Below are 21238 nucleotides of genomic sequence, written 5' to 3' on the forward strand. Positions count from 1 at the left end.
ACAGGCCGTGACGAAGCCGAAGCTCTTGATCGTCGGTGCCGGTGGCGTCGGCCAGGTGACAGTTCACAAGGCAGCCCAGTTCCGCGCCGAGTTCGGCGGGATCGTTCTCGCAGCACGCAACGCGGATAAACTCGCCGCGATCGCGCAAGAGGTACAGGAGCGTTGGGCGGCGCCGGGCGAGGGTCCCCTGATCGAGACGATGGTCATCGACGCGCGCAACCTCGAGGACGTTAAACGCGTGATCTCGGAGACGGGCGCGCAGATCCTGATCAATGTCGCGTCGCCCTATTGCAACGAGACGCTTCTCGACGCCTGCCTCGCCACAGGCACGCATTATCTCGACACCGCGCTTGGCGAGGACGAGCATGTCGAGGACATCAAGGCGCCCTGGTATTCCTACGTGGAGTGGCCACGCCGCGAAAAGTTTGCCGGGAAGAAGCTGAACGCATTTCTCGGCATGGGGTTCGATCCGGGTGTCGTGAACATCTTCTGCGCCCATGCGCGCAAGCACCATTTCGACAGCATTTCTTCGATCGACATCATCGACGTGAATGCCGGCAGCCACGGCAGATATTTCGCGACCAATTTCGATGCGGACGTCAATCTGCGCGAGGTGAAGGAAGACGTGATCACCTGGGAAAAGGGTGCATGGAAGACCATCCCGCACCATTCCGAATGGATGGACGTCACCCTGCCGCAGGTGGGCTCGCACCGCGTCTATTCCATGGGGCACGACGAGCTGCAGTCGCTGGCCTACACCTTCCCAGGCACCGAGCGCATCACCTTCTGGATGGGCTTCGGCGAACATTATCTCAAGGTGTTCAACGTCCTCGACAATCTGGGGCTCACGTCGTCGATTCCGGTGGAGGTCGATGGGGTCGAGGTTGCGCCGAACCGTTTCGTGAAGGCGCTCTTGCCGGATCCGTCGTCGCTCGCACCGGACTACCAAGGCAAGATCTGCATCGGCTGCGACATTCGCGGCATGAAGGATGGTCAGGAGAAGCGGCTCTTCATCTGGTCGAATTGCGACCATGCGGAAAACTACGAGGAGGTCGGCAGCCAATCGATTTCCTATTCGACCGGCGTCCCCGTCATCACTGCGATCCGGTTGATGGCGAACGGCACGTGGAACCCTGAGACCATGACCCATATGGAGGAGCTGGATCCCGATCCGTTCCTGAAGCTGATGCCGGAAACCGGCATCGACTGGCACGAGACGGAGCTGCCACTCGATGGCTCCTGGCCGTTCACCAAGCCGGGTGCGGCCTGATGGCGGGCAATTTCAAGCGCTTCGATCCCGCGCGCGTGCCAAGCCCCTGCTATGTCATCGATCTCACCAAGCTCGAGGACAATCTGAAACTACTGCAATCCGTCGGCGAGCGCGCAGGCGTCGAGATCCTGCTCGCGCTCAAGGCATTCTCCTTTCCCGGCGCTGGTGACCTGATCGGTCGATATCTGTCGGGTACAGCGGCGAGCGGGCTTTACGAGGCACGTCTCGGGCGCGAGCGGTTCGGCGGCGCGGTCCACACCTACGCACCCGGGCTTTCGGCCGCGAACATCGAAGGTATTCTCGAACATTCCGATCATGTCATCCTGAACTCGCTCCATCAGTGGCAGCGTTTCCAAGGGCAGCTTCAAGCAGCATCGGGCGTTGATTTCGGTTTGCGCATCAACCCGGAGCATTCGGAAGTGGCGCAACCGCTTTATGATCCGTGTGCACCGTGGTCGCGGCTCGGCGTACCCGCCGATGCGGTCACCGCAGAGGACCTCGCGCCTTTCGAGGGTCTGCACGTTCATGCGCTGTGCGACCATGATTTCGATGCGTTCGACCGCCTGCTGACTGCCGTCGAAGAGCGATGCGCGCATCTCTTCGGTGCGGTTCGCTGGATCAATCTCGGCGGCGGGCTGCTGATCACCGAGGAGGATTTTCCGGTCGATCGGTTGGTCGAACGATTGCAGGCTTTTCGCGAAAGGACTGGCCTCAAGGTCTATCTCGAGCCTGGCACGGCGGTAGCTTTGCATGCCGGCGCGCTCGTTGCCGAATTGCTGGACATCGCCGAGAACGGAGCCGCCATCGGCATCCTCGATGCTTCGGCAACCTGTCACATGCCTGATGTAATCGAAGCGCCGTTCACGCCGGAACTCATTGGCGCGACAGCTCTGCCGCGTGGCCTGGCAGCGTCCGAAGCGGATGATCTGACGATGCGGCTCGGCGGACCGACATGTCTTGCTGGCGATGTCGTCGGCACCTATCGCTTCGAAACGCGTCCCCAGATCGGCGATCGGCTCGTCTTCCTCGATCTCGCCTATTACACGATGGTCAAGAACACGACCTTCAACGGCACGCCGCTGCCGTCGATCGCCACCTGGGATGCACGTACCGATACCGTGGAGATCGTCAAGACGTTCGGCTACGACGATTTCGAGCAGCGGCTGGGCTAGCCACGACCGGCGGAATTGATTAAATCGATTGAATGCTTGGGAGGGATGCGATGATCGTTTGCTGTGGTGAAGCCCTGATCGACATGCTGCCGCGCAAATCGGTCACTGGAGAGGACGCTTTCGCTCCCTATGCGGGTGGGGCGGTTTTCAACACAGCAGTCGCTCTCGGGCGCTTGGGAATTGCCACCGGCTTCTTCACCGGTCTTTCCTCCGACATGTTTGGCGATGTCCTGCGAGCGACGCTCGACAGCTCCCATGTCGATCACAGACATTGTGCGACCCTCGACCGGCCGACCACGCTTGCCTTTGTGAAGCTCACCAAAGGCCATGCGAGCTACGCCTTCTTCGACGAAAATACCGCCGGGCGAATGATCACCGAGGCCGACTTGCCGACGTTCGGTGCGGACGTGAAGGCGCTGCATTTCGGGGCGATCAGCCTGATACCGGAGCCCTGCGGTGCGACGTACGAGGCTTTGATGAAGCGAGAAGCGGCACGCCGCGTGATCTCGCTCGACCCGAACATTCGCCCTGGCTTCATCCCTGACCGGCAGGCGCATCTGGAGCGCATGAACCGGATGATCGCCATGAGCGATATCGTCAAGCTGTCTGATGAAGATCTGGCCTGGTTCGGCTTCGACACGCCAGAGGCGGCAGCCGCACAATGGTTGAAAATTGGCCCGTCGCTGGTCGTCGTCACGAAAGGGGCCGAAGGCGCAGTCGGGCTTTCGATTCGCCACCGCGTCAGCATGCCGGGCAATCCCGTTGATGTGGCCGATACGGTCGGGGCCGGCGATACATTCAACGCGGGCATTTTGGCGTCGCTCAAACGTTCGTCTTTGCTTACCAAAAGCTCCATCGCAGAGCTTGGCGAGCAGGCGATTGCAGACGCGCTCGCCCTCGGCGCGAAAGCCGCCTCAGTGACCGTGTCGCGCCCGGGTGCCAATCCGCCCTGGGCGCACGAAATCGGATTTTGAGCATAACGCTCTAGGCGTCAGGCGCCGCGCAGGTCCCCGATCGTTTTCACGAGCCCGAGTGTCGAGGCATCGTGGCCTCCGCCGGCATCCTTGCCTTCGACGACGGGCAGCAGGCCGGTGGCGAGCTCCTTGCCGAGTTCCACGCCCCACTGGTCGAAGGCGTTAATGCCGAAGATCTGCGCTTCGACGAAGACACGGTGCTCATAAAGCGCGATGAGGCGGCCGAGCGCTTCGGGCGTCAGCCTGTCATAAACGAGCGTGATGGAAGGGCGGTTGCCGGTGAACACCCGGTGCGGCGCGATACGGTCGGCGTCCGGGTCGGATGCGCCCTTGTCCTTCAACTGCCGGCGCGCTTCAGCGAGCGTGCGGCCGCGCATCAGTGCTTCCGATTGCGCCAGGCAGTTTGCGATGAGCAATTGGTGCTGATGCCCAAGATCCGGCTCATGGCCGTTCGCGGCGATCATGAATTCCACCGGAATGATATCGGTGCCCTGGTGCAGGAGCTGGAAAAATGCGTGCTGGCCGTTCGTGCCCGGCTCGCCCCAGACGATAGGCCCGGTCGGCGTTTCGACTGTGGTGCCATCGATGGTGACGCCCTTGCCGTTCGATTCCATATCCAGTTGCTGCAGATAAGCGGCGAAACGGGAAAGACGGTGGTCGTAGGGAATGATCGCGCGCGAAGCGTAGCCGCAGGCAACGCGGTGATAGAGGCCGATCAGGCCGAGCAGCATCGGGAGGTTCTGACGGATCGGCGCTTCTGCGAAATGCCGGTCCATGGCATGGGCGCCATCCAGGAAGCGGCCGAAATTTTCCGCGCCGACAGCGATCATCAGCGGCAGGCCGATCGCCGACCAGATCGAATAGCGCCCGCCCACCCAGTCCCAGAAGCCGAAGGTGCGGTTCTCGCTGATCCCGAAGGCGGAGACCTTATCGAGCGCGGTCGAAACTGCGCAGAAGTGATCACCGACGGCCGCTTCGCCGAGCGCTTCCACCAGCCAGCGGCGCGCCGTCTGCGCGTTGGTGATCGTTTCGATCGTCGTGAACGTCTTGGACGCGATGATGACGAGCGTCGTTTCGGGATCGAGCGGCTTCAGCGTGTCGGCGATGTGCGCGCCATCGACATTCGACACGAAATGCGCTTTCGGCCCATCATGATAGGGCGCGAGCGCCAGCGTCGCCATGGCCGGGCCGAGGTCGGAGCCGCCGATGCCGATATTGACGATGTCGGTGATCTTCTTGCCGGTCGCGCCGCTGGCCGCGCCACTGCGGATGTCCTCAGCGAAGCCCCCCATCGCTTTCAGCACGGCCTGCACGTCGCCCATGACATCTTTGCCATCGACCATGACAGGCTTGCCGGAACGATTGCGTAGCGCCGTATGCAGCACTGCGCGGCCTTCCGTCGTGTTGATCACCTCGCCGGAAAACATCGCGTCCCGCCTGGCCTCGACGTTGCTGTCGATGGCGAGCTGTTCGAGAAGTGCGATGGTCGCATCGTCGATGCGGCATTTGGAATAGTCGAGCACCAGATCGTCGAGCCGAGCCGAAAAGCGCGTAAAGCGCGACGGATCCGCCTCAAACGCCGCACGCATATCGGCCGGGGCCGCAGTTTTCGCATGCGATTTCAGGGCGTCGAGGGTGGTCTTGCGAGCATCTGCGGTCATGGTGCGTGCCTGTCTTCGCTTGGGGGCTGGACTGTTCTATGCGCGGTCTGAGAGGGCTGTTCAAGGGTGATGAGGCTTGGCAAAAATTGCCGCGACGGTGGATTTTGCTGTAGAAGGTTGCATCGGCAGGGAGATCGGCATGCTGCGCATCGAAGTTGAGCAGGAAGATGACGGGCGCTGGCTTGCCGAAGTCATCGATCTCCCTGGTGTCATGGCTTATGGAGAGAGCCAGGCGGAAGCTGAAGGCAAAGTCGAAGCGCTCGCTCTCCGGGTCCTGGCCGATCGCCTTGAGCACGGAGAAGTCATCCCCGAACTCGGCCGACTGTTCATCGTTGCTGCATGAGCCGTTTCGGCTCTCATCCTGCTCGTCGCGTTCTGGTGGCTCTTCAGCGGATCGGATGGTCCGTCAAGCGTCAGAGCGGTTCTCATAAGTTGCTCGAACGAGAAGGTTGGTCCGATGTGGTCTTCGCATTCCACGATGGCGAAGAAATCGGTCCTCGAATGATGATCCGAATTGCCAAGCAAACCGGGCTTCAGCCTGATCATCTCTGATAGCAGCGGGAAATAGCGAGGCAGGGCGGTTCGCCTGCCTCGCTATTTGAGTTTACTCGTCGCGCAGTTTGCGGCGCAGGATCTTGCCAACGTTGGTCTTCGGCAGTTCGTCGCGGAACTCCACGTATTTCGGGCGCTTGTAGTTCGTCAGGCCTTCGGCGCAGTGCTTCTTCACGTCGTCTTCGGTGAGGGACGGATCCTTCTTGACGACGTAAAGCTTCACGACTTCGCCGGAGTGCTCATCGGGCAGGCCGATGGCTGCCGCTTCGACGATGCCCGGATGGGACACGGCCACTTCCTCGACCTCGTTCGGATAGACGTTGAAGCCGGAGACGAGGATCATGTCCTTCTTCCGGTCGACGATCTTGGTGTAGCCGTCCTCGTCCATGTAGCCCATGTCGCCGGAGCGGAAGAAGCCATCCGACGTCATCACCTTGGCCGTCTCGTCGTCGCGCTGCCAATAGCCCTTCATGACCTGAGGGCCGCGGATGCAGATCTCGCCGACGTCGCCGATGCCGAGATCTTTGCCGTCCTCGTCGCGGATCGCGATCTCCGTGGAGGGTAGGGGCAGGCCGATCGTGCCGGTGAATTCTGCCCGATCAAAGCGGTTCGCGGTGGCGACCGGCGAGGTTTCGGAAAGCCCGTAACCTTCCGAGATCGGGCAGTTGGTCAGCTGGTGCCAGCGCTCGGCCACCGGACGCTGCACAGCCATGCCGCCGCCAAGCGTCAGGATGAGGTTGCTGAAGTCGAGCTTCTTGAAATCATCGTTGTTGACCAGCGCATTGAAGAGCGTATTGAGTCCTGGGAAGATGTGGACCTCATATTTCGCAAGCTCCTTGACGAAGCCCGGAATGTCACGCGGATTGGGGATCAGGATGTTCTGCGCGCCCTGGTCGATGCCCATGATGGCATTCACCGTCAGCGCGAAGATGTGGTAGAGCGGCAGCGCGCAAACGAAGACCAGCCGATCCGGCCGCTCCTTGTTGAGGAAGGCTGCCTGCAGCCAGAGATTGATCTGGGCACCGTTCGACAACACGTTCGAATGGCTGAGAACCGCGCCCTTGGAAACGCCCGTCGTGCCGCCGGTATATTGCAGGAAGGCGATATCATCCGGCTTGACCTTGGCAGGCGTGAACGCCTTGCCGCGCCCTTCGGCAAGTGCAGTCTTGAAGGGAATGTGGCCGGGCAGGCTCCATGCCGGCACCATCTTCTTCACCTTGCGGACCACGAGGTTCACGATGTGGCCCTTGAGGCCCATCATGTCGCCCATGGTTGCGACGCAGACATGCTTGACGTCGGTTTTGGCGACCACTTCCTGCAGCGTGTGGGCGAAGTTTTCGAGGATGATGATCGCCTTGGCGCCGGAATCCTTCAGCTGATGCTGCAATTCGCGCGGCGTGTAGAGCGGATTGACGTTGACGACGACGAAGCCCGCGCGCAGCACGGCTGCGATCGCAACCGGGTTCTGCAGGATGTTCGGCATCATCACGGCAACGCGGTCACCCTGCTTCAGGCCCTTGCCTTGCAGCCAGGCACCGAGCGCGGCGGAATGGGTGTCAAGATCCGCATAGCTGATGGACTTGCCCATGCAGGTGAAGGCCGGCCGCTCCGCATAACGCTTGCAGGCGGTTTCGATCAATTCGCCGATAGAGGCGTAGGCCAATGGCCCGATGTCGGCTGGTGTCCCCGGCGGATAGGAATTCAGCCAGAGCTTGGCGGAGTTCTGGTCGGTTGTCCTGATATTTTGTTCCACGATGCCCTCCCGGTATCTTGTGGTCTTTTTGGCAATTCCCCTCAAACCTCGGCGCCGTCCCACGCTGGTTTGTGAGGCTAGCAGGATTTGCCGGGTGTGACACCCGCACCGTCCGCGCTAATTAATCTGACTTTGACGTAAACGTCGTCCACGCGCAACTGTCTGAAACAGGGCCGGCGGGGTTGTTGACTCTTTGCTGAAGCTGAGTCCTAAATAGAACATAACATGAACATTGAAATCGACCTCCAACCGACGATCGAGCCTGATCTCCATGTCTTCCACCCTTTCCCAACTCAAGCGGCAACTGGCTGCACTGGAACCGGCGCGATCGCCGGGGAGAAAGGCTTTACGCTTGGCCTCGATCAGGTCGATGCAACGTTGGGTGGTGGGCTTCCGCGGGGGTGCCTGCACGAAGTTTTTGCCCATGAAGTGGGTGATGCGGGTGCGAGCGCCGGGTTTGCGCTTGCGCTTGCCCTGCGCGCCGCTGGAGAGGGACGGCACATCGTCTGGGTGCGGCATGCATTTGCGGTGCTGGAGCAGGGCGATCTCTATGCGCCCGGCCTTGCGCAGTTCGGCATCGATCCGGACCGGGTTCTGCTGATCTCGGCAAAAAGCGAAACGATGGTGCTGCGGGCAGGGCTTGAGGCCTTGCGGTCCCCGGCTCTTGGCGCCGTTCTCCTGGAAATCTGGGGCAAGGCAGGGTTTCTCGACCTGACAGCCAGCCGCCGCATGATGCTGGCGGCCTCACGCTCCGGCGTGACGGGTTTCATCCTTCGGGCGGCGGGGCAGCCGCAGCCCAGTTCTTCACTCACCCGATGGCAGGTAAGGGCGGCACCCTCGGTGGGGCTTGCGGCCGGGGCACCGTCCAATCCTGTCTTCGATATTCTTTTGGACCGTCATCGCGCCGGCATTGCGGGCGGGCGCTGGCATTTGGAGTGGAACCGTGACCGCAAAAGCTTCGATCTCTCCGCAGCACAGCCTGCCCGTTTCGACGAGCCCCTCGCAACACCCAAGCGAAGCGCCGCAAAGCCGCTTCCTGGCTCTGTGGTTTCCCTTCCTGTCGACCGACCGGCTGCATCGCCAGAAGACCAGAAGCCCTTCCGCAAGACAGGCTGAAGACGCGCCGAAAGAGAAAAGCAGCAGCCTGTCCAAGCCTCTCGTCATCGTCGAGAAGGTGAAGGGCGCCTTGCGTCTTGCCGCCGCCGACCCTGCGGCACGGGCACTCGGCCTGTCGCCCGGGCTCACGCTTGCCGATGCGCGGGCGCGCGTGCCCGATATCGAAGTGTGCGAGACGGCGCCGGAAGCCGATCGGCGCATGCTGGAACGGCTCGCCGATGCCTGCGACCGCTTCACGCCGCTCGTCGGTTTCGATGGCAAGTGTCTCGATGGCACGGGAGGGCTCATGCTGGACATAGCCGGCTGCGTTCATCTTTTCGGCGGCGAGGCGGCCATGCTGCAGGATATCGCGGACAAGTTCGAAACGGCGGGCTTCAAGACCTTCGCCGCGATCGCGTCGGCGCCGGATACGGCGCGCGCCATGGCGCAGTTCGGGTCAGGCGGTATCGTGGCTGAAGGCAGTGAAGAGCATGCGGTGCGGCCCTTGCCCGTGGCCGCTCTTGGTCTTGGCGCGGAGATCGAAAACGGGCTCGCCCGCGCCGGACTCAGGAGCATCGGTGATGTCGCGGCGCGTCCGCGCGGACCGCTTGTCGCGCGCTTCGGGCCGGAACTTGCCTACCGGCTCGATCTCGTGATGGGACGGCGCCGCTCATCGATCACGCCGCGCCGCACGGTCGGTGACATCATCGTGGAAAAGCGGTTCGGCGAGCCGATCGGCTACGAGGAGGACATTCGGGCGTGCCTGCGCCACCTTGCGGGGCAGGCGGGAGAACTTTTGCAAGAGCGCGGCAAAGGCGGCCGGCTTTTCGAGGCGGCTTTCTTCAGGGCCGATGGCAAGGTGACGCGCATCCCGGTGGAAACGGCACGACCTTCGCGCGATCCAGCTGCGCTGATGCGCCTTTACGATGCGAAGCTCGAAGGGCTTGCCGATCCCCTCGATCCCGGCTTCGGCTTCGATCTGATCCGCCTGTCGGTCATCTTCAGCGAAACGCTCGTTCCCGAGGCGCAGGAGCTTTCGTCGAAAGGCGTTCCAACCGAAGAGGCAAGCGCGTTGGTGGAGCGCCTGAGTGCCCGGTTTACGCCCGAGCAGGTGGTGCGCTTCGTTTCGCGCGATACGCATATTCCCGAACGTGCCGCCGAAGCCATTCCGGCATTGTCATCGGAGCAGTCGGCGATCACATGGGTGGTGCAGGACAGTGGCGAGCCGCCCTTGCGTCCGCTTTTTCTCTTCACGCCGCCCCATGCGATCGACGTTACCGCCTCGGTTCCGGATGGCCCGCCGCATCGCTTCTTCTGGCGCCGGGTCGAGCATGCGATCGTCAAGGCGGAAGGTCCTGAGCGCATTGCGCAGGAGTGGTGGCGCGATGCCGGACAGGCGATGACACGCGATTATTTCCGGCTCGAGGATACCGCCGGGCGCCGGTTCTGGGTCTATCGCGAAGGGCTCTACGGGATGGAAGTCACCAATCCGCGCTGGTTCCTGCATGGGATCTTCGCATGATGCGGTACGGCGAACTTGCGGTCTCCACCAATTTCTCCTTTCTGCGCGGGGCCTCCCATCCGCATGAGTTCATCACCCGCGCGCTGGAACTCGGCTATGCGGGCATCGGCATCGCCGATTGCAACACGGTGGCGGGAGTCGTCCGCGCCTATAGTGCTCTCAACGAGCTGAATTCCGATTACGCCGCTCAGTATGGAAAGGGTGCCAGGCTTGATTTCAAGCTGGTCGTCGGCGCCCGGCTCGTCTTCGCCGACGGCACGCCCGACATTCTCGCCTATCCGGAAAACCGGGCCGGTTGGGGCAGGCTTTGCCGACTTTTGACGAAGGGCAAGATGGGCGACACGAAGAAGGGCGATTGCATCCTGAGCTTCGCCGATCTCCTGTCGCTTTCGGCCGATCTGCTGTTCATCGTCATGCCGCCCGATCAGCTTGACCAGGTGGAAGCCACGCTTGCGCAGCTTTCACGCACGGCACCCGGCTCCGTGTGGCTCGGCGCGGCCATGGGTCGTCGAGGGGATGACCGGCGCCGCCTCGTCGCCCTGAAGTCCCTGGCCGATGCGGCGCGCGTGCCGCTGATGGCGCTCAACGATGTGCTTTATCATGCACATGAACGACGGCCCCTGCAGGATGTGCTCACCTGCATTCGCGAGAAGACGACGATCGAGGCGGCAGGCCGCCTGCTTCAGGAAAATGCCGAGCGCTATCTGAAGCCACCGCACGAGATGCAGCGGCTCTTTCGCGATTGCCCGGAGGCCATCGGCGAAACGACGGACTTTCTCGCCCGCATCGATTTTTCGCTCGATCAGTTGAAATACGAGTATCCGGACGAACCGGTGCCGCCCGGCAAGACGCCGCAGGGCTGGCTGGAGGAACTCACCTGGAAACATGCCGGCTGGGTCTACCCCGATGGCGTTCCGCCCAAGGTGGAAGCGCTTCTGAAGCAGGAATTCGCGCTGATCGCGAAGCTCGATTATGCGCGCTATTTCCTGACCATCCACGATATCGTGCAGTTTGCGCGCAACCGGGGCATTCTGTGCCAGGGCCGCGGATCTGCCGCCAATTCGGCGGTCTGCTTCGTACTCGGCATTACCTCGGTGGATCCCGCGACCAGCAATCTTCTCTTTGCACGCTTTCTGTCGGAGGAGCGCCGCGAGCCTCCGGATATCGATGTCGACTTCGAGCATGAGCGGCGCGAAGAGGTCATCCAGCATCTTTATGAGCGCTATGGGCGGCTGCGCGCTGGTATCGCCGCAACCGTCATCCGCTATCGGCCGCGCAGCGCCATCCGCGAAGTCGGCAAGGTGTTCGGGCTGACCGACGACGTGACGGCGCGTCTCGGCGGCATGGTGTGGGGCAGTTTCGGCGACAGCATTCCCGAAAGCCATGTGCGCCAGGCTGGGCTCGATCCGCACAATCCCGTCATCGCCCGCGCGCTCGATTTTGCCCGCCAGCTTCTCACCTTTCCGCGCCACCTCTCGCAGCATGTGGGCGGCTTCGTGCTGACCAACGGGCGGCTCGATGAAACGGTGCCGATCGGCAATGCGGCGATGGAGGACCGCACCTTCATCGAGTGGGACAAGGACGATATCGATGAACTCGGGCTGATGAAGGTCGATGTGCTGGCGCTCGGCATGCTGACCTGCATTCGCAAATGCTTCGACCTCATCCGGCTGCACGAGGGCAGAGACCTCGATCTTGCTGCCATCAAGCACGATGACGATGTCTATCGCATGCTGCAGAAGGGCGATTCCATCGGCGTCTTCCAGGTGGAAAGCCGGGCGCAGATCAACATGCTGCCGCGCCTCAAGCCGGAAAAGTTCTACGATCTCGTCATCCAGGTGGCGATCGTGCGGCCCGGGCCGATCCAGGGCGACATGGTTCATCCCTATCTGCGGCGGCGCGACGGGCTGGAAGAGGTGCATTTTCCTTCGCCCGTCCCGCCGCATGATCCGGACGAGCTGAAGCATGTTCTTTCCCGCACATTGGGAGTGCCGCTTTTCCAGGAACAGGCAATGCAGCTGGCGATCACGGCGGCGGAATTTACGCCGGACCAAGCGAACGGGCTGCGCAAGGCGATGGCAACCTTCCGCCACAACGGCACGATCGGCCGTTTCGAGGAAATGATGGTGAATGGCATGGCGCGGCGCGGCTACGACCGGGATTTTGCCGAGCGCTGCTTTGCGCAGATCAAGGGTTTTGGCGAGTATGGGTTTCCCGAAAGCCATGCGGCTTCCTTCGCACGCCTCGTCTATGTCTCGGCTTGGATCAAGCACCATTATCCGGCGGTCTTTGCCTGTGGGCTCCTCAATTCCCAGCCCATGGGCTTTTACGCCCCGGCGCAGATCGTGCGCGATGCGCGCGAGCATGGCGTCGAAGTGCGGCCGGTGGACGTGAATTACAGCCATCACGACAACACGCTGGAGCGGGCGGCGAATGGCAAACTCGCCCTGCGCATCGGCTTTCGGCAGATGGATGGGTTTCGCGAGGACTGGTCGCAAGCGCTCGTTTCCCGGCGTGGCCGTGGCTATGCGAGCATCGAGGCCTTGTGGCATGGGGTCGAGCTCGAACACCGCGCGCTGAAAGGCCTGGCCGATGCCGATGCATTTCGGTCGATCGGGATCGACCGGCGTGATGCGCTGTGGGCCGTGCGGCGGTTGCCGGAAGATCGGCCGTTGCCGCTCTTTGCCGCGGCCGCACAGCAGGAGCTCGGGCTTGAGCAACCCTCCCGCCTGCCACCCATGCCGCTCGCCGAACAGGTCGTCGCCGATTATCAGACCGTGAAACTGTCGCTCAAGGCGCATCCGATCGCTTTTCTGCGCGAGCGATTTCGCAGCGAAGGCATCATCTCCTGCGCTCAGTCAGGGGAGATGCCGGACCGTGCGTTCGTCAAGGTTGCGGGGGTGGTTCTGGTGCGCCAGCGGCCCGGCAAGGGCAACGCGATCTTCATGACGCTGGAAGACGAGACGGGCGTCGCCAACACGCTTTTATGGTCGCGGCTTTTCGACAGGTATCGACGCGCCGTGATGAGCGCAAAGCTCGTCGTGGTCGAAGCTCAGATCCAAAGAAGCAAGGAAGGCGTGGTGCATCTCATGGTCACTGCCGTGCATGACCGCACGGGGGATCTCGCGATGCTGTCCGATGTCCATTCCGCCAGCATCGAATTGTCACGCGCCGACGAGGTTACCCACCCAACTTATACCCGCCAGGGCGAGGGCGGGCGCCACCCGCGCAATGTACGGATCATACCGAAGTCACGCGATTTCCATTGACATGAATATCGGCAGGGATCGCACGCCACAGGCTATTTCGGCGAAATCCTCGCATTTGCTTTCGTGGTCGCAGAGGCTGGTGTCGCCGCCACGGTATTGCCGACCGGCACGGCCTCACCTGCACCGAAGAATTTGTCGCGCTCCCGCCAGATCGCCGGCAAGGCGAGCAGACCGATCGAGACGACCGCGATCACCGTCTTCGTAAGCTGCGACAGCTCCGGTGTCCGCTGGTCCACATAATAGACTGCGTAGACGATCACGACGTGCCAGACATAGATCTGCAGGGAGTGACGACCGAGCAGTTGCAGGAAGCGAAGGGTGAAGACCCAGATCAGGCCGTCGGCCACAGCACGCACCACAGCATTGGAGTGACGCGGGCCCGCAATCAGGAGCCACGCCATACCGAAGGCGACGGCGATAAAGTTGACGAGATAAACCGGGCCGAAATCGGCGCGCACTTCGAGCGAGGCGAACTTGCCGATCATGAAGTCCGGCATGAACCCGTGCGCTGTAGCGACGCGCAGCGGTAGGAAGAACAGCACGGTGATCAGAGCGACTTTCGGCCAAAAGGTCTTTTCCGGTGCGAAAATCGCCGTCCAATCGATCTTCTTCTGCGCCGTGAGCGTGCCGAGCACCAGCGCGGTGAAGAAGACGATCTGCCAGCCCATCATGTTGAAGCTGACGCGCACGCCCTGTTCGTCCGAGCCTTCGACCAGCGTATCGAGCGGTACCGTGACCAGGCGGTGAACGCCGAGCTGTGCGGCAAACCAGACCAGAAATGAACCTACCATCACGGTGCGCCACTGTCCCTTGAGCGTCAGCCAGATGAGGGCAGGCGCGAAGAGGAGGTAGACCGTGTATTGCGGCAGGATGTCCATGAACGTCGGCTGGAAGATGAACGTCGCTATGGCGGCCAGCCGAAGCGGATCGCTGAAATCGGTATCGCCCAGCCAGTTCCACCAGGCTTCGTGGCCACCTGGCAGCACCATCCGCACGAGCAGCACGGCAAGAATGAGCCCCATGGCGTAGCGGTAGAGTTCGAACGCGCGCGAATAGACTTTGCGCGATCCTTCATCCTTGCCGTATTTCAGCATCTTGCGAGCATAGACCAGGCCGATCAGCAGACCCGACAGAAATACAAAGCCCTGAGCGTCTTCGACAAACGCCAGCTGGCGATGGTTGATCTCGACCAGCCAATACCCACCGATGAAGACAAGGTGGTTGATCAGCATGAAAACGAGAAAGTAGCCTCGCATTCCATCGATGATATCGAGACGTTTCACGGGCGGATAACCTTGGTTGAGCGGTGAGAGGCCGTTTGGCCGCTCACCAGGAACAACCATGGACACCAATTCTGCGGACGGAACGAACTTCCATGGGAAAGGTTGCGGCAAAGCCGGACCGTCAGACGGCCCGGCGGGTCACGATCAGCGACTCGTTGCCTTTTTAGTTTATCGGAAGCTCAATAAGCGGCCGATGACAAGGGGCCTGATTGGCCGATCATTCGACCGTGTAGCTGCCCGTCTCGCACAGGTTCGCGGCGTCTTCCACGATGTCGCCATCGTCAAAGACCATGCGCAGATCGTAGTCGCAGGTCGACCGGCCGTCGGCGATGGTGATCTGAACGCTTTGCCCGGTTCCGAGAACGTCCGCTCCGAGAATATCCTCTTCCCAGTTCGAAACGTCGGTCGGCGACGCGTAGAATTCCATTAGCGTGTAGTCGGTGTTGTTGTTCAGCGTGAAGACGAGATCTTCAGCCGATGCGTTGGTTGCCAATGCCAAAGACGCAAAAGCGACTGCGGACAGAACGGCGGACTTCATTGCGGTGTTCCCCAGGCGGCACAGTGCCCCAACGGCCGCGCACGATGCGCAGCCGGGCATCTTCAATAACCGCAGGCTGAAAACAGCACAATCGAGCCGGACTCACGATCCCAGATGATGGTGAACGGGCGAGGGCAGTCGTCAGACGCCCATAAACGACCAGCCACCGAAGATGATCAAGAGAATGATGATAACGGCGATCAATGTGTTGCGGCTCATGACGGCTCCTTTTTGAGTGACAGGCAAACTGCTACAGGTCGGGAAGGTTCCGGTACCCTTACCCTTCCGCCTGCATCGTCCTTGCGATCTCCAGAAGCTTGTCGCGATCGGCACCATGCTTGGCGACGAGTTCTTTCGCCTGAAGCGGTGACAGATCGGTGTTCTCGACGAGATACTTGATCTCCGCCTCGTCGTTATCCTGGGGGTTCGTCCACTCGTTGCGATCATCGGCCATGGCAGTCTCCTTCACGAGCAGAACCAGCGACATTGCAGAGTGTTCCGAGGGCGATCATGTGCAGTCGCCGCGGGATGATCGCACGAGGGTTTCGAAAGTGAGAGGGGCAGAAGATGGATGTTAGCCGCCGCGCGGCCAACCCGCTCGGTCTGCTACTTGCCATCGAGCTTCTGTTCGACCTTCTTTCGGCTGTTGCCGACTTCTTTCACCGCGTCCTTGACCTCGGCCTTTGATTTGCCGGTCTTGTCGGCTTCGTAGCGAACTTCGTGGTCCTGCTTTCCGGCGACACGTGAACGATCCTGCGGTGTATTTCCCAAGGCGGCCTCCAATGATGTTGGTCCGCGACTAACGCCGGAATGGGCGTGTTGTTCATCTGGATGTCATGGAATCCCAGATGAGATTGCAGCCCGCCCGATGAGACAGTCTGTTGGCTTGGGGGAGTCGCCGTGCCATCAAGGCATTCTGGCTTGTAGAAGTGGTGCCGCTTAGGTGACTCGAACACCTGACCCCATCATTACGAATGATGTGCTCTACCAACTGAGCTAAAGCGGCCCGGTGGCTGCCCCGAACAAGGCTGCCACGAAAGGTGCCCGCAGATACCGCGATTGTGCGGGCATTTCAAGCGGGCAAAGGCAAATTCCGATCAGAGCGCGTTCAGGCGCAGATGCGGGCCTTTGCGGCGCGGTATTCGCGTTCCAGCCGGTCGACGAACTGGCCGACGGGAGCCACTTCCTTGACGGCGCCGATGCCCTGGCCAGCGCCCCAGATATCACGCCAGGCCTTGGCGCCGGTTGCAGCGCCATCGAAATCCATCTTCGAGGCATCGGCTTGCGGCAGATTGTCGGGATCCATGCCGGCTTTGGCGATCGACGGTTTCAGATAGTTGCCGGGGATGCCGGTGAAGAAGTTCGAATAGACGATGTCCTTGGCCGTGCTTTCGACGATCATGTCCTTGTAGGCATCGATGGCGCGGGCTTCCGGCGTCGCGATGAAGGGCGTGCCGATATAGGCCATGTCGGCGCCCATGGCTTGCGCGGCGAGAACGGCATCGCCGGTCGCGATCGAGCCCGAAAGCAGGAGCGGGCCATCGAACCATTCGCGAATTTCCTGGACGAGCGCGAAGGGCGAGAGGGGGCCTGCGTGGCCACCGGCGCCGGCCGCGACCGCGATGAGGCCATCGGCACCCTTCTTGATCGCCGAATGGGCGTGGCGGTTGTTGATGACGTCGTGCAGCACGATGCCGCCATAGGAGTGGATCGCATCATTAACTTCCGGCACGGCGCCAAGCGACGAGATGACGATCGGCACCTTGTATTTCACGCACATGCGCAGATCGTGTTCCAGCCGCTGGTTTGAGCGGTGGACGATCTGGTTGACGGCGAAGGGTGCGGAAGGGCGGTCGGGGTTCGCAGCGTCATGGGCCGCAAGCGTCTCGGTGATTTCCGCCAGCCACTCATCGAGCTGCGCTTCGGGACGCGCATTGAGTGCCGGAAACGAGCCGACGACGCCGGCCTTGCACTGCGCGATGACCAGCGGCGGGTGCGAGATGATGAACAGGGGGGCAGCAACAACGGGAAGGCGGAGCCGGTCCTTGAGAATGGACGGAAGAGCCATGGAGCATCACCTCGAGAGCGTTTTGATTGACACTTACGTAAACTGCGCTTGTGGCCACCTATGCCATTCGGAGCGTTTTCCGTCCAGCCCACCTTGGCGTGCCTGAGGGTGGCGCAATTGCCCGGTACCCATCGCGGTCTTGGTTAACGCCTTGCTTGCGCGGGACGAATTGAGCTTGTACCGGTGAGTTTGACGCAAGATGAACTCAATTTTCGCCCAATGCTCTTGGGCCCAGGTGCCCAGAGCGCCTGCCTTACCGAAAGGCCCGCTCGTGCAAGGTCTCGAAACCGCCCTCCGCAATGCCCTGGCACGTGCCGGCAATCCCGATGCCGAAACGCGCCAGCGCGTTTATGCGTCGGCGCGCCAGGCCGTTCAGAACTCGTTCGCGAAGCAGGCGGATGTCGCACCGGAGGTGATCAACCAGCAGCGCATCGAGGCTGAGAGCGTCATTTCCAGGGTTGAAAAGGAATTTGCAGAACGGGAACGCGTAAGCGCGACTACACCGGTTCCGACGATCGGGTCCATCGCGGATCCAGCGCCTTCTGCTCCCGGTGGTGCACCCGACATTGGCAGCGCCCCGCAGGTCATGCCGGACGACGCGTTCCGGCGCAGGTCCGATGCAGAGCCGCCAATCGTGTCGGTCGATCGCGACGAAAGGGCAGGGCGTGACGTTCGCTTCGACGATCGGGCACCTTCGGTCGATCGGTCGGACAGTTTGTCGCTCGACGGTCCGCGCAGCAGCATGGGCCGGCGGGAGCCGGACATGGGTCTTGCCACCGAGCCGACTGCATCAACCGCTTCTGCAACGGCAGGGGGCGCCGCGTCGCCTTCCGTGGCAGGGGACGTCCGGCCCGGCCGGGGAAAAAGAGGATTTCTGCGCCGTGGCGGCGGCAAGCCGAAAGTGGAAACGGTCGTCGAAGCGCCGCGTCGGAAGAAGAAGCGTCGCGGCGGCGCGCTTATCGGGCTTGCTCTCCAGCTTGGCCTCGTGCTGCTGCTGATTGCCGGAGCGCTCTGGTTCATTTCCGCCAATGGCGGCATCGAGCAGGTGGGCCGCAATCTCGCCGAATCCGGCGCCGGACTTCTGGCTGAGCCGAGCGAGGATGGTGCCAGCGTGCCCGGCCAGCGTGTGGGCGCCGGGCAATTCACCGGGGAGTGGATCACGGTGGTCGAAACCGACACCGTCGACAGCGTTTCGGCCGGATCGGCAGCGACGGTCGATGCTGTGGACGATACGAGCGAGCCCTTTCTCAGGATACAGTCCGCCAGCGCCGGCGAAGATGGCGAAGTGCGCATCGCGCTTCAGGGCGACGCGGCGGAGGCACTTGCCGCAGGACCGGCAACCGTTGCGCTGACCGTCCGTTCGGCCGGCGAGGGCGTGACCCAGATCTATGTGCGGTGCAGCTTCCCGGCTGAAGCCGGATGCGGGCGCCGTCGCTTCGAGGTTAACCAGACGCCTGCGGACCTCCTGCTCGACATCGACCTCGGTGCCGCCAGCGGAGCAGCAAGCGGCGGAACTGTGATGCTCAATGCTGACGTGGCCGGCGAAGGCGCGGGCATCGATCTCCTCAGCGTCCGTCTGCGGCCTGGCGCCTGAGAACGTTTCGGCGTTGAACCGAACTCTCCTCAGGCCTGAACGGCCAGTTCCGGTCCGCCTATGATGGCCGGTTCCTCATGCCCGATAGCGTTGATGTTCTTGCCCTCGTAGGGCAGGCCGAGAAGAACGCGGCGGATGAGATTGAGGCGCGCGCGGCGCTTGTCGTCGGCGCGCACCACGATCCATGGCGCGAGATCGGTGTGGGTGCTCGCAAACATCTGATCACGCATGGCGGTGTAATCGTCCCAGCGCTGAATGCTCGCTATGTCCATGGGTGATAGTTTCCACGCCTTCAGGATGGTGTGGCGACGATCATGGAAGCGTTCCAGCTGTTTGGCGCGGCCGATATCCAGCCAGAATTTGAAGAGATAGATGCCGCTTTTGACGAGCATCCGCTCGAAATCGGGTGTTTCAGCCAGGAAGTGCGCATGCTCGTCCGGGGTGCAAAAGCCCATGACCGGCTCCACGCCGGCACGGTTGTACCAGGACCGGTCGAACATCACGAATTCGCCAGCGGACGGCAGGTGCTCCACATAACGCTGGTAGTACCACTGGCCGCGCTCGCGCTCGGTCGGTTTCGGCAGCGCCACGATGCGGGCGCTGCGCGGGTTCATGTATTCGCGCGTTGCTGCGATCGCACCGCCCTTGCCGGCGGCATCACGGCCTTCGAACAGCAAGACGACGCGATTGCCGGTCGCCTGCTGCCAGGCCTGCACCTTGACCAGTTCAACCTGCAGCAATTCCAGGTCGCGGTCGTAGTCCGACCTGCCGAGCTTGTCCGGCTGGCCGACGGCGCTTTGTTCTTGCAGGGTCTTCACCCAATCGGGCAGGATGGGATCGTCGATGTCGAACCGCCTTCTCGCCCCGCCGATCTCGATCTCGACTGCTCGCTCTTCCTGCTCATCTGTCATAAATGTCTCGCATGGGGGCGTCATGGTTGCCGGATGATTCCGGCGTGCCCGGGATCGTGGAGGATTTGGGCCACAGGGGCGCGGCGAATTCAAGCTGCTCGTCTTTCGTGCGTTCATGTGGAGGATAGAACGAGCCATGTCTGAAGGCGGCCTGCCGATGAACGAGACGACCGAACGCGGTTCGGTGCGGCTTGCATCCATGAGCCTCAAGGATGCGCGTTACATCTTGATTGCCGGTGCGCTCGCCATCGCGGCGTTCGCAGCGAGTGGAGCCATCGGGTGGCTGTCGGGCGCGCTTCTCTATCTCATCATCGCGCTTGCCGCCGCGCTGCCGCGGCGATCCCGTTCCATGCGGCTGGCTGCCCGGCAGAAAGCACCGGCGATGGACTGGCGTCAGGCGATCGCCCTGCCGCTGCAGGCCATGGACGAGCCGGCCTATCTCCTGCGGGTCGACGGAACGGTGAAATTCCAGAACGAAGCAGCAGAAGCCCTGTTCGGCGTTTCCGAGCCGAACACGCATCTTTCCGGCCGCATCCGGTCACCGGCCATTCTGGGCATGGTGCAACAGGCGATGGAGGACGACGAGCCCCGCTCTGTCGATCATTCCGAGCGCGTGCCCTCCGAGCGCTGGTTCCAGGTGCGCTGCGCGCCGATTGCGGGTGCACCCGCCCGCGACCACAGCGGCAAGCTCTATCTCCTGACCTTTCGCGACATGACCGAAGCGCGGCGGATGGATCGCATGCGCAGCGACTTCGTTGCCAATGCCAGCCATGAGCTTCGCACGCCGCTCGCCTCGCTGACGGGCTTCATCGAGACCATCAAGGGGCCGGCCAAGAACGATCGCGACGCGCAGGCGCGGTTTCTCGACATCATGTACGAGCAGGCGACGCGCATGACCCGTCTCGTCGACGATCTGATGTCGCTGTCGCGGCTTGAGATGAAGACCCATGTGGCGCCGACAGACCGCGTGGACCTCAACCGCCTCGTCGCCCATGTCACCGACAGCATGAAGCCGCTGGCGGCGGAAATGGGTGTGACGGTGGCGTTAACCGTGCCGGACGAGCGCGTGGTCATCCAGGGGGACCGGGATGAACTGATCCAGGTGCTGCAAAACCTCATCGAAAACGCGTGCAAATACGGACAGAGTGGTGGCCGCGTCGATGTGGCGGTTGATGTTCTGCCCACTGACGAAGGCTACGGCAGTGCCGAACTTCGCGTGCGCGACTATGGTCCAGGCATTGCGCCTGAGCATGTGCCGCGGTTGACGGAGCGCTTTTACCGGGTCGACATAGAGAGCAGCCGGTCGAAGCGTGGCACCGGTCTCGGGCTCGCCATCGTCAAGCACATTCTCACCCGCCACAGGACGAGACTGGTGGTTCAATCGACACTGGGAGAGGGCACGACCTTCATTGTCAGATTTGAGCGACAAAAAACGCCGAATGATGTCGTGCTTCGTCTAATTGATAAGGAAAAACAAGGTCTTAGGGTGTCATAAATCCGTTATGCTCTTGTCATAAAAGGTGGGTCAGCGGGGTGTTAGAACACCGACGGCCTCAAGGGGCACCCACAGGCGCCC

18 protein-coding genes and 1 tRNA gene are annotated in these 21238 nt (G+C 62.0%); 10 read left to right on the forward strand and 9 right to left on the reverse strand.

Annotated features, from left to right (window positions below; translation table 11 throughout):
* The first annotated feature begins 7 nt into the window (after nucleotides 1-7).
* From D5400_RS05155 to D5400_RS05165, 3 genes are read left to right on the forward strand one after another with little or no spacing between them, the layout of a single operon-like run.
* Entirely contained in the window at nucleotides 8-1270 is a 1263-nt protein-coding gene (locus D5400_RS05155; RefSeq protein ID WP_126008329.1) for a saccharopine dehydrogenase family protein, read from the forward strand.
* On the forward strand, nucleotides 1270-2442 hold the full coding sequence (nspC, locus tag D5400_RS05160; RefSeq protein ID WP_126008331.1) for a carboxynorspermidine decarboxylase: 1173 nt from the start codon (nucleotides 1270-1272) through the stop codon (nucleotides 2440-2442). The genes D5400_RS05155 and nspC overlap by 1 nt, the downstream gene beginning before the upstream one ends.
* 50 nt (nucleotides 2443-2492) lie before the next feature.
* Complete coding sequence (locus D5400_RS05165; RefSeq protein WP_126008333.1) at nucleotides 2493-3416, forward strand: carbohydrate kinase family protein; 924 nt, start codon at nucleotides 2493-2495, stop codon at nucleotides 3414-3416.
* Between the two features lie 17 nt (nucleotides 3417-3433).
* On the opposite strand, the gene pgi is transcribed toward D5400_RS05165, so the two are convergent.
* Nucleotides 3434-5077 (reverse strand): glucose-6-phosphate isomerase, encoded by a 1644-nt coding sequence (pgi, locus tag D5400_RS05170; protein ID WP_126008335.1) that lies wholly within the window; start codon nucleotides 5075-5077, stop codon nucleotides 3434-3436.
* 76 nt (nucleotides 5078-5153) lie between these two features.
* Here pgi and D5400_RS05175 point away from each other — a divergent pair, with 76 nt between their 5' ends.
* Nucleotides 5154-5420: a type II toxin-antitoxin system HicB family antitoxin gene (locus D5400_RS05175; protein ID WP_245451439.1), complete on the forward strand. Its 267-nt coding sequence runs from the start codon at nucleotides 5154-5156 to the stop codon at nucleotides 5418-5420.
* Entirely contained in the window at nucleotides 5417-5629 is a 213-nt protein-coding gene (locus tag D5400_RS21700; RefSeq protein ID WP_126008336.1) for a type II toxin-antitoxin system HicA family toxin, read from the forward strand. Before D5400_RS05175 ends, D5400_RS21700 begins: the two co-directional genes overlap by 4 nt.
* 52 nt (nucleotides 5630-5681) lie before the next feature.
* Here the strand turns inward: D5400_RS21700 and D5400_RS05185 are convergent, their stop codons facing one another.
* Complete coding sequence (locus D5400_RS05185; RefSeq protein WP_126012777.1) at nucleotides 5682-7385, reverse strand: long-chain fatty acid--CoA ligase; 1704 nt, start codon at nucleotides 7383-7385, stop codon at nucleotides 5682-5684.
* 222 nt (nucleotides 7386-7607) lie between these two features.
* On the opposite strand from D5400_RS05185, the gene D5400_RS05190 reads away from it, so the two are divergent.
* The 3 genes from D5400_RS05190 to D5400_RS05200 are packed head-to-tail and all read left to right on the forward strand — an operon-like array spanning nucleotide 7608 to nucleotide 13268.
* Nucleotides 7608-8498, forward strand: coding sequence for an ImuA family protein (locus tag D5400_RS05190; protein WP_126008338.1), 891 nt, complete (start codon nucleotides 7608-7610; stop codon nucleotides 8496-8498).
* A 58-nt stretch (nucleotides 8499-8556) separates the two neighbouring features.
* Nucleotides 8557-9999: a Y-family DNA polymerase gene (locus tag D5400_RS05195; protein ID WP_164527995.1), complete on the forward strand. Its 1443-nt coding sequence runs from the start codon at nucleotides 8557-8559 to the stop codon at nucleotides 9997-9999.
* The gene (locus D5400_RS05200) at nucleotides 9996-13268 is read left to right on the forward strand and encodes an error-prone DNA polymerase (RefSeq protein WP_126008340.1); all 3273 of its coding nucleotides are present in this window, start codon (nucleotides 9996-9998) and stop codon (nucleotides 13266-13268) included. Before D5400_RS05195 ends, D5400_RS05200 begins: the two co-directional genes overlap by 4 nt.
* Nucleotides 13269-13300: 32 nt before the next feature.
* On the opposite strand, the gene D5400_RS05205 is transcribed toward D5400_RS05200, so the two are convergent.
* The 6 genes from D5400_RS05205 to D5400_RS05230 all read right to left on the reverse strand — a co-directional run bounded on the left by D5400_RS05205 (nucleotide 13301) and on the right by D5400_RS05230 (nucleotide 17157).
* The gene (locus D5400_RS05205) at nucleotides 13301-14551 is read right to left on the reverse strand and encodes an OpgC family protein (protein ID WP_126008342.1); all 1251 of its coding nucleotides are present in this window, start codon (nucleotides 14549-14551) and stop codon (nucleotides 13301-13303) included.
* Nucleotides 14552-14768: 217 nt separating this feature from the next.
* Nucleotides 14769-15089 carry a hypothetical protein gene (locus tag D5400_RS05210; RefSeq protein ID WP_126008344.1) on the reverse strand — a complete coding sequence of 107 codons (321 nt, stop codon included), beginning with the start codon at nucleotides 15087-15089 and terminating at the stop codon, nucleotides 14769-14771.
* A gap of 277 nt (nucleotides 15090-15366) precedes the next feature.
* Complete coding sequence (locus tag D5400_RS05215) at nucleotides 15367-15576, reverse strand: hypothetical protein (RefSeq protein ID WP_126008346.1); 210 nt, start codon at nucleotides 15574-15576, stop codon at nucleotides 15367-15369.
* Between the two features lie 119 nt (nucleotides 15577-15695).
* Complete coding sequence (locus D5400_RS05220) at nucleotides 15696-15860, reverse strand: DUF3606 domain-containing protein (RefSeq protein ID WP_342635459.1); 165 nt, start codon at nucleotides 15858-15860, stop codon at nucleotides 15696-15698.
* 159 nt (nucleotides 15861-16019) lie between these two features.
* Nucleotides 16020-16095 (reverse strand) — tRNA-Thr (locus D5400_RS05225).
* Nucleotides 16096-16197: 102 nt separating this feature from the next.
* On the reverse strand, nucleotides 16198-17157 hold the full coding sequence (locus D5400_RS05230; RefSeq protein ID WP_126008350.1) for an NAD(P)H-dependent flavin oxidoreductase: 960 nt from the start codon (nucleotides 17155-17157) through the stop codon (nucleotides 16198-16200).
* A 271-nt stretch (nucleotides 17158-17428) separates the two neighbouring features.
* Between D5400_RS05230 and D5400_RS05235 the strand changes: the two genes are divergently transcribed.
* Entirely contained in the window at nucleotides 17429-18751 is a 1323-nt protein-coding gene (locus D5400_RS05235; RefSeq protein WP_126008352.1) for a hypothetical protein, read from the forward strand.
* Nucleotides 18752-18780: 29 nt separating this feature from the next.
* On the opposite strand, the gene ppk2 is transcribed toward D5400_RS05235, so the two are convergent.
* On the reverse strand, nucleotides 18781-19662 hold the full coding sequence (gene ppk2 / locus D5400_RS05240) for a polyphosphate kinase 2 (protein ID WP_126008354.1): 882 nt from the start codon (nucleotides 19660-19662) through the stop codon (nucleotides 18781-18783).
* A gap of 136 nt (nucleotides 19663-19798) precedes the next feature.
* Here ppk2 and phoR point away from each other — a divergent pair, with 136 nt between their 5' ends.
* On the forward strand, nucleotides 19799-21157 hold the full coding sequence (phoR, locus tag D5400_RS05245; RefSeq protein ID WP_245451441.1) for a phosphate regulon sensor histidine kinase PhoR: 1359 nt from the start codon (nucleotides 19799-19801) through the stop codon (nucleotides 21155-21157).
* Nucleotides 21158-21238 lie beyond the last annotated feature (81 nt).

This window comes from Georhizobium profundi (assembly GCF_003952725.1).
Classification (GTDB): Bacteria; Pseudomonadota; Alphaproteobacteria; order Rhizobiales; family Rhizobiaceae; genus Georhizobium; species Georhizobium profundi.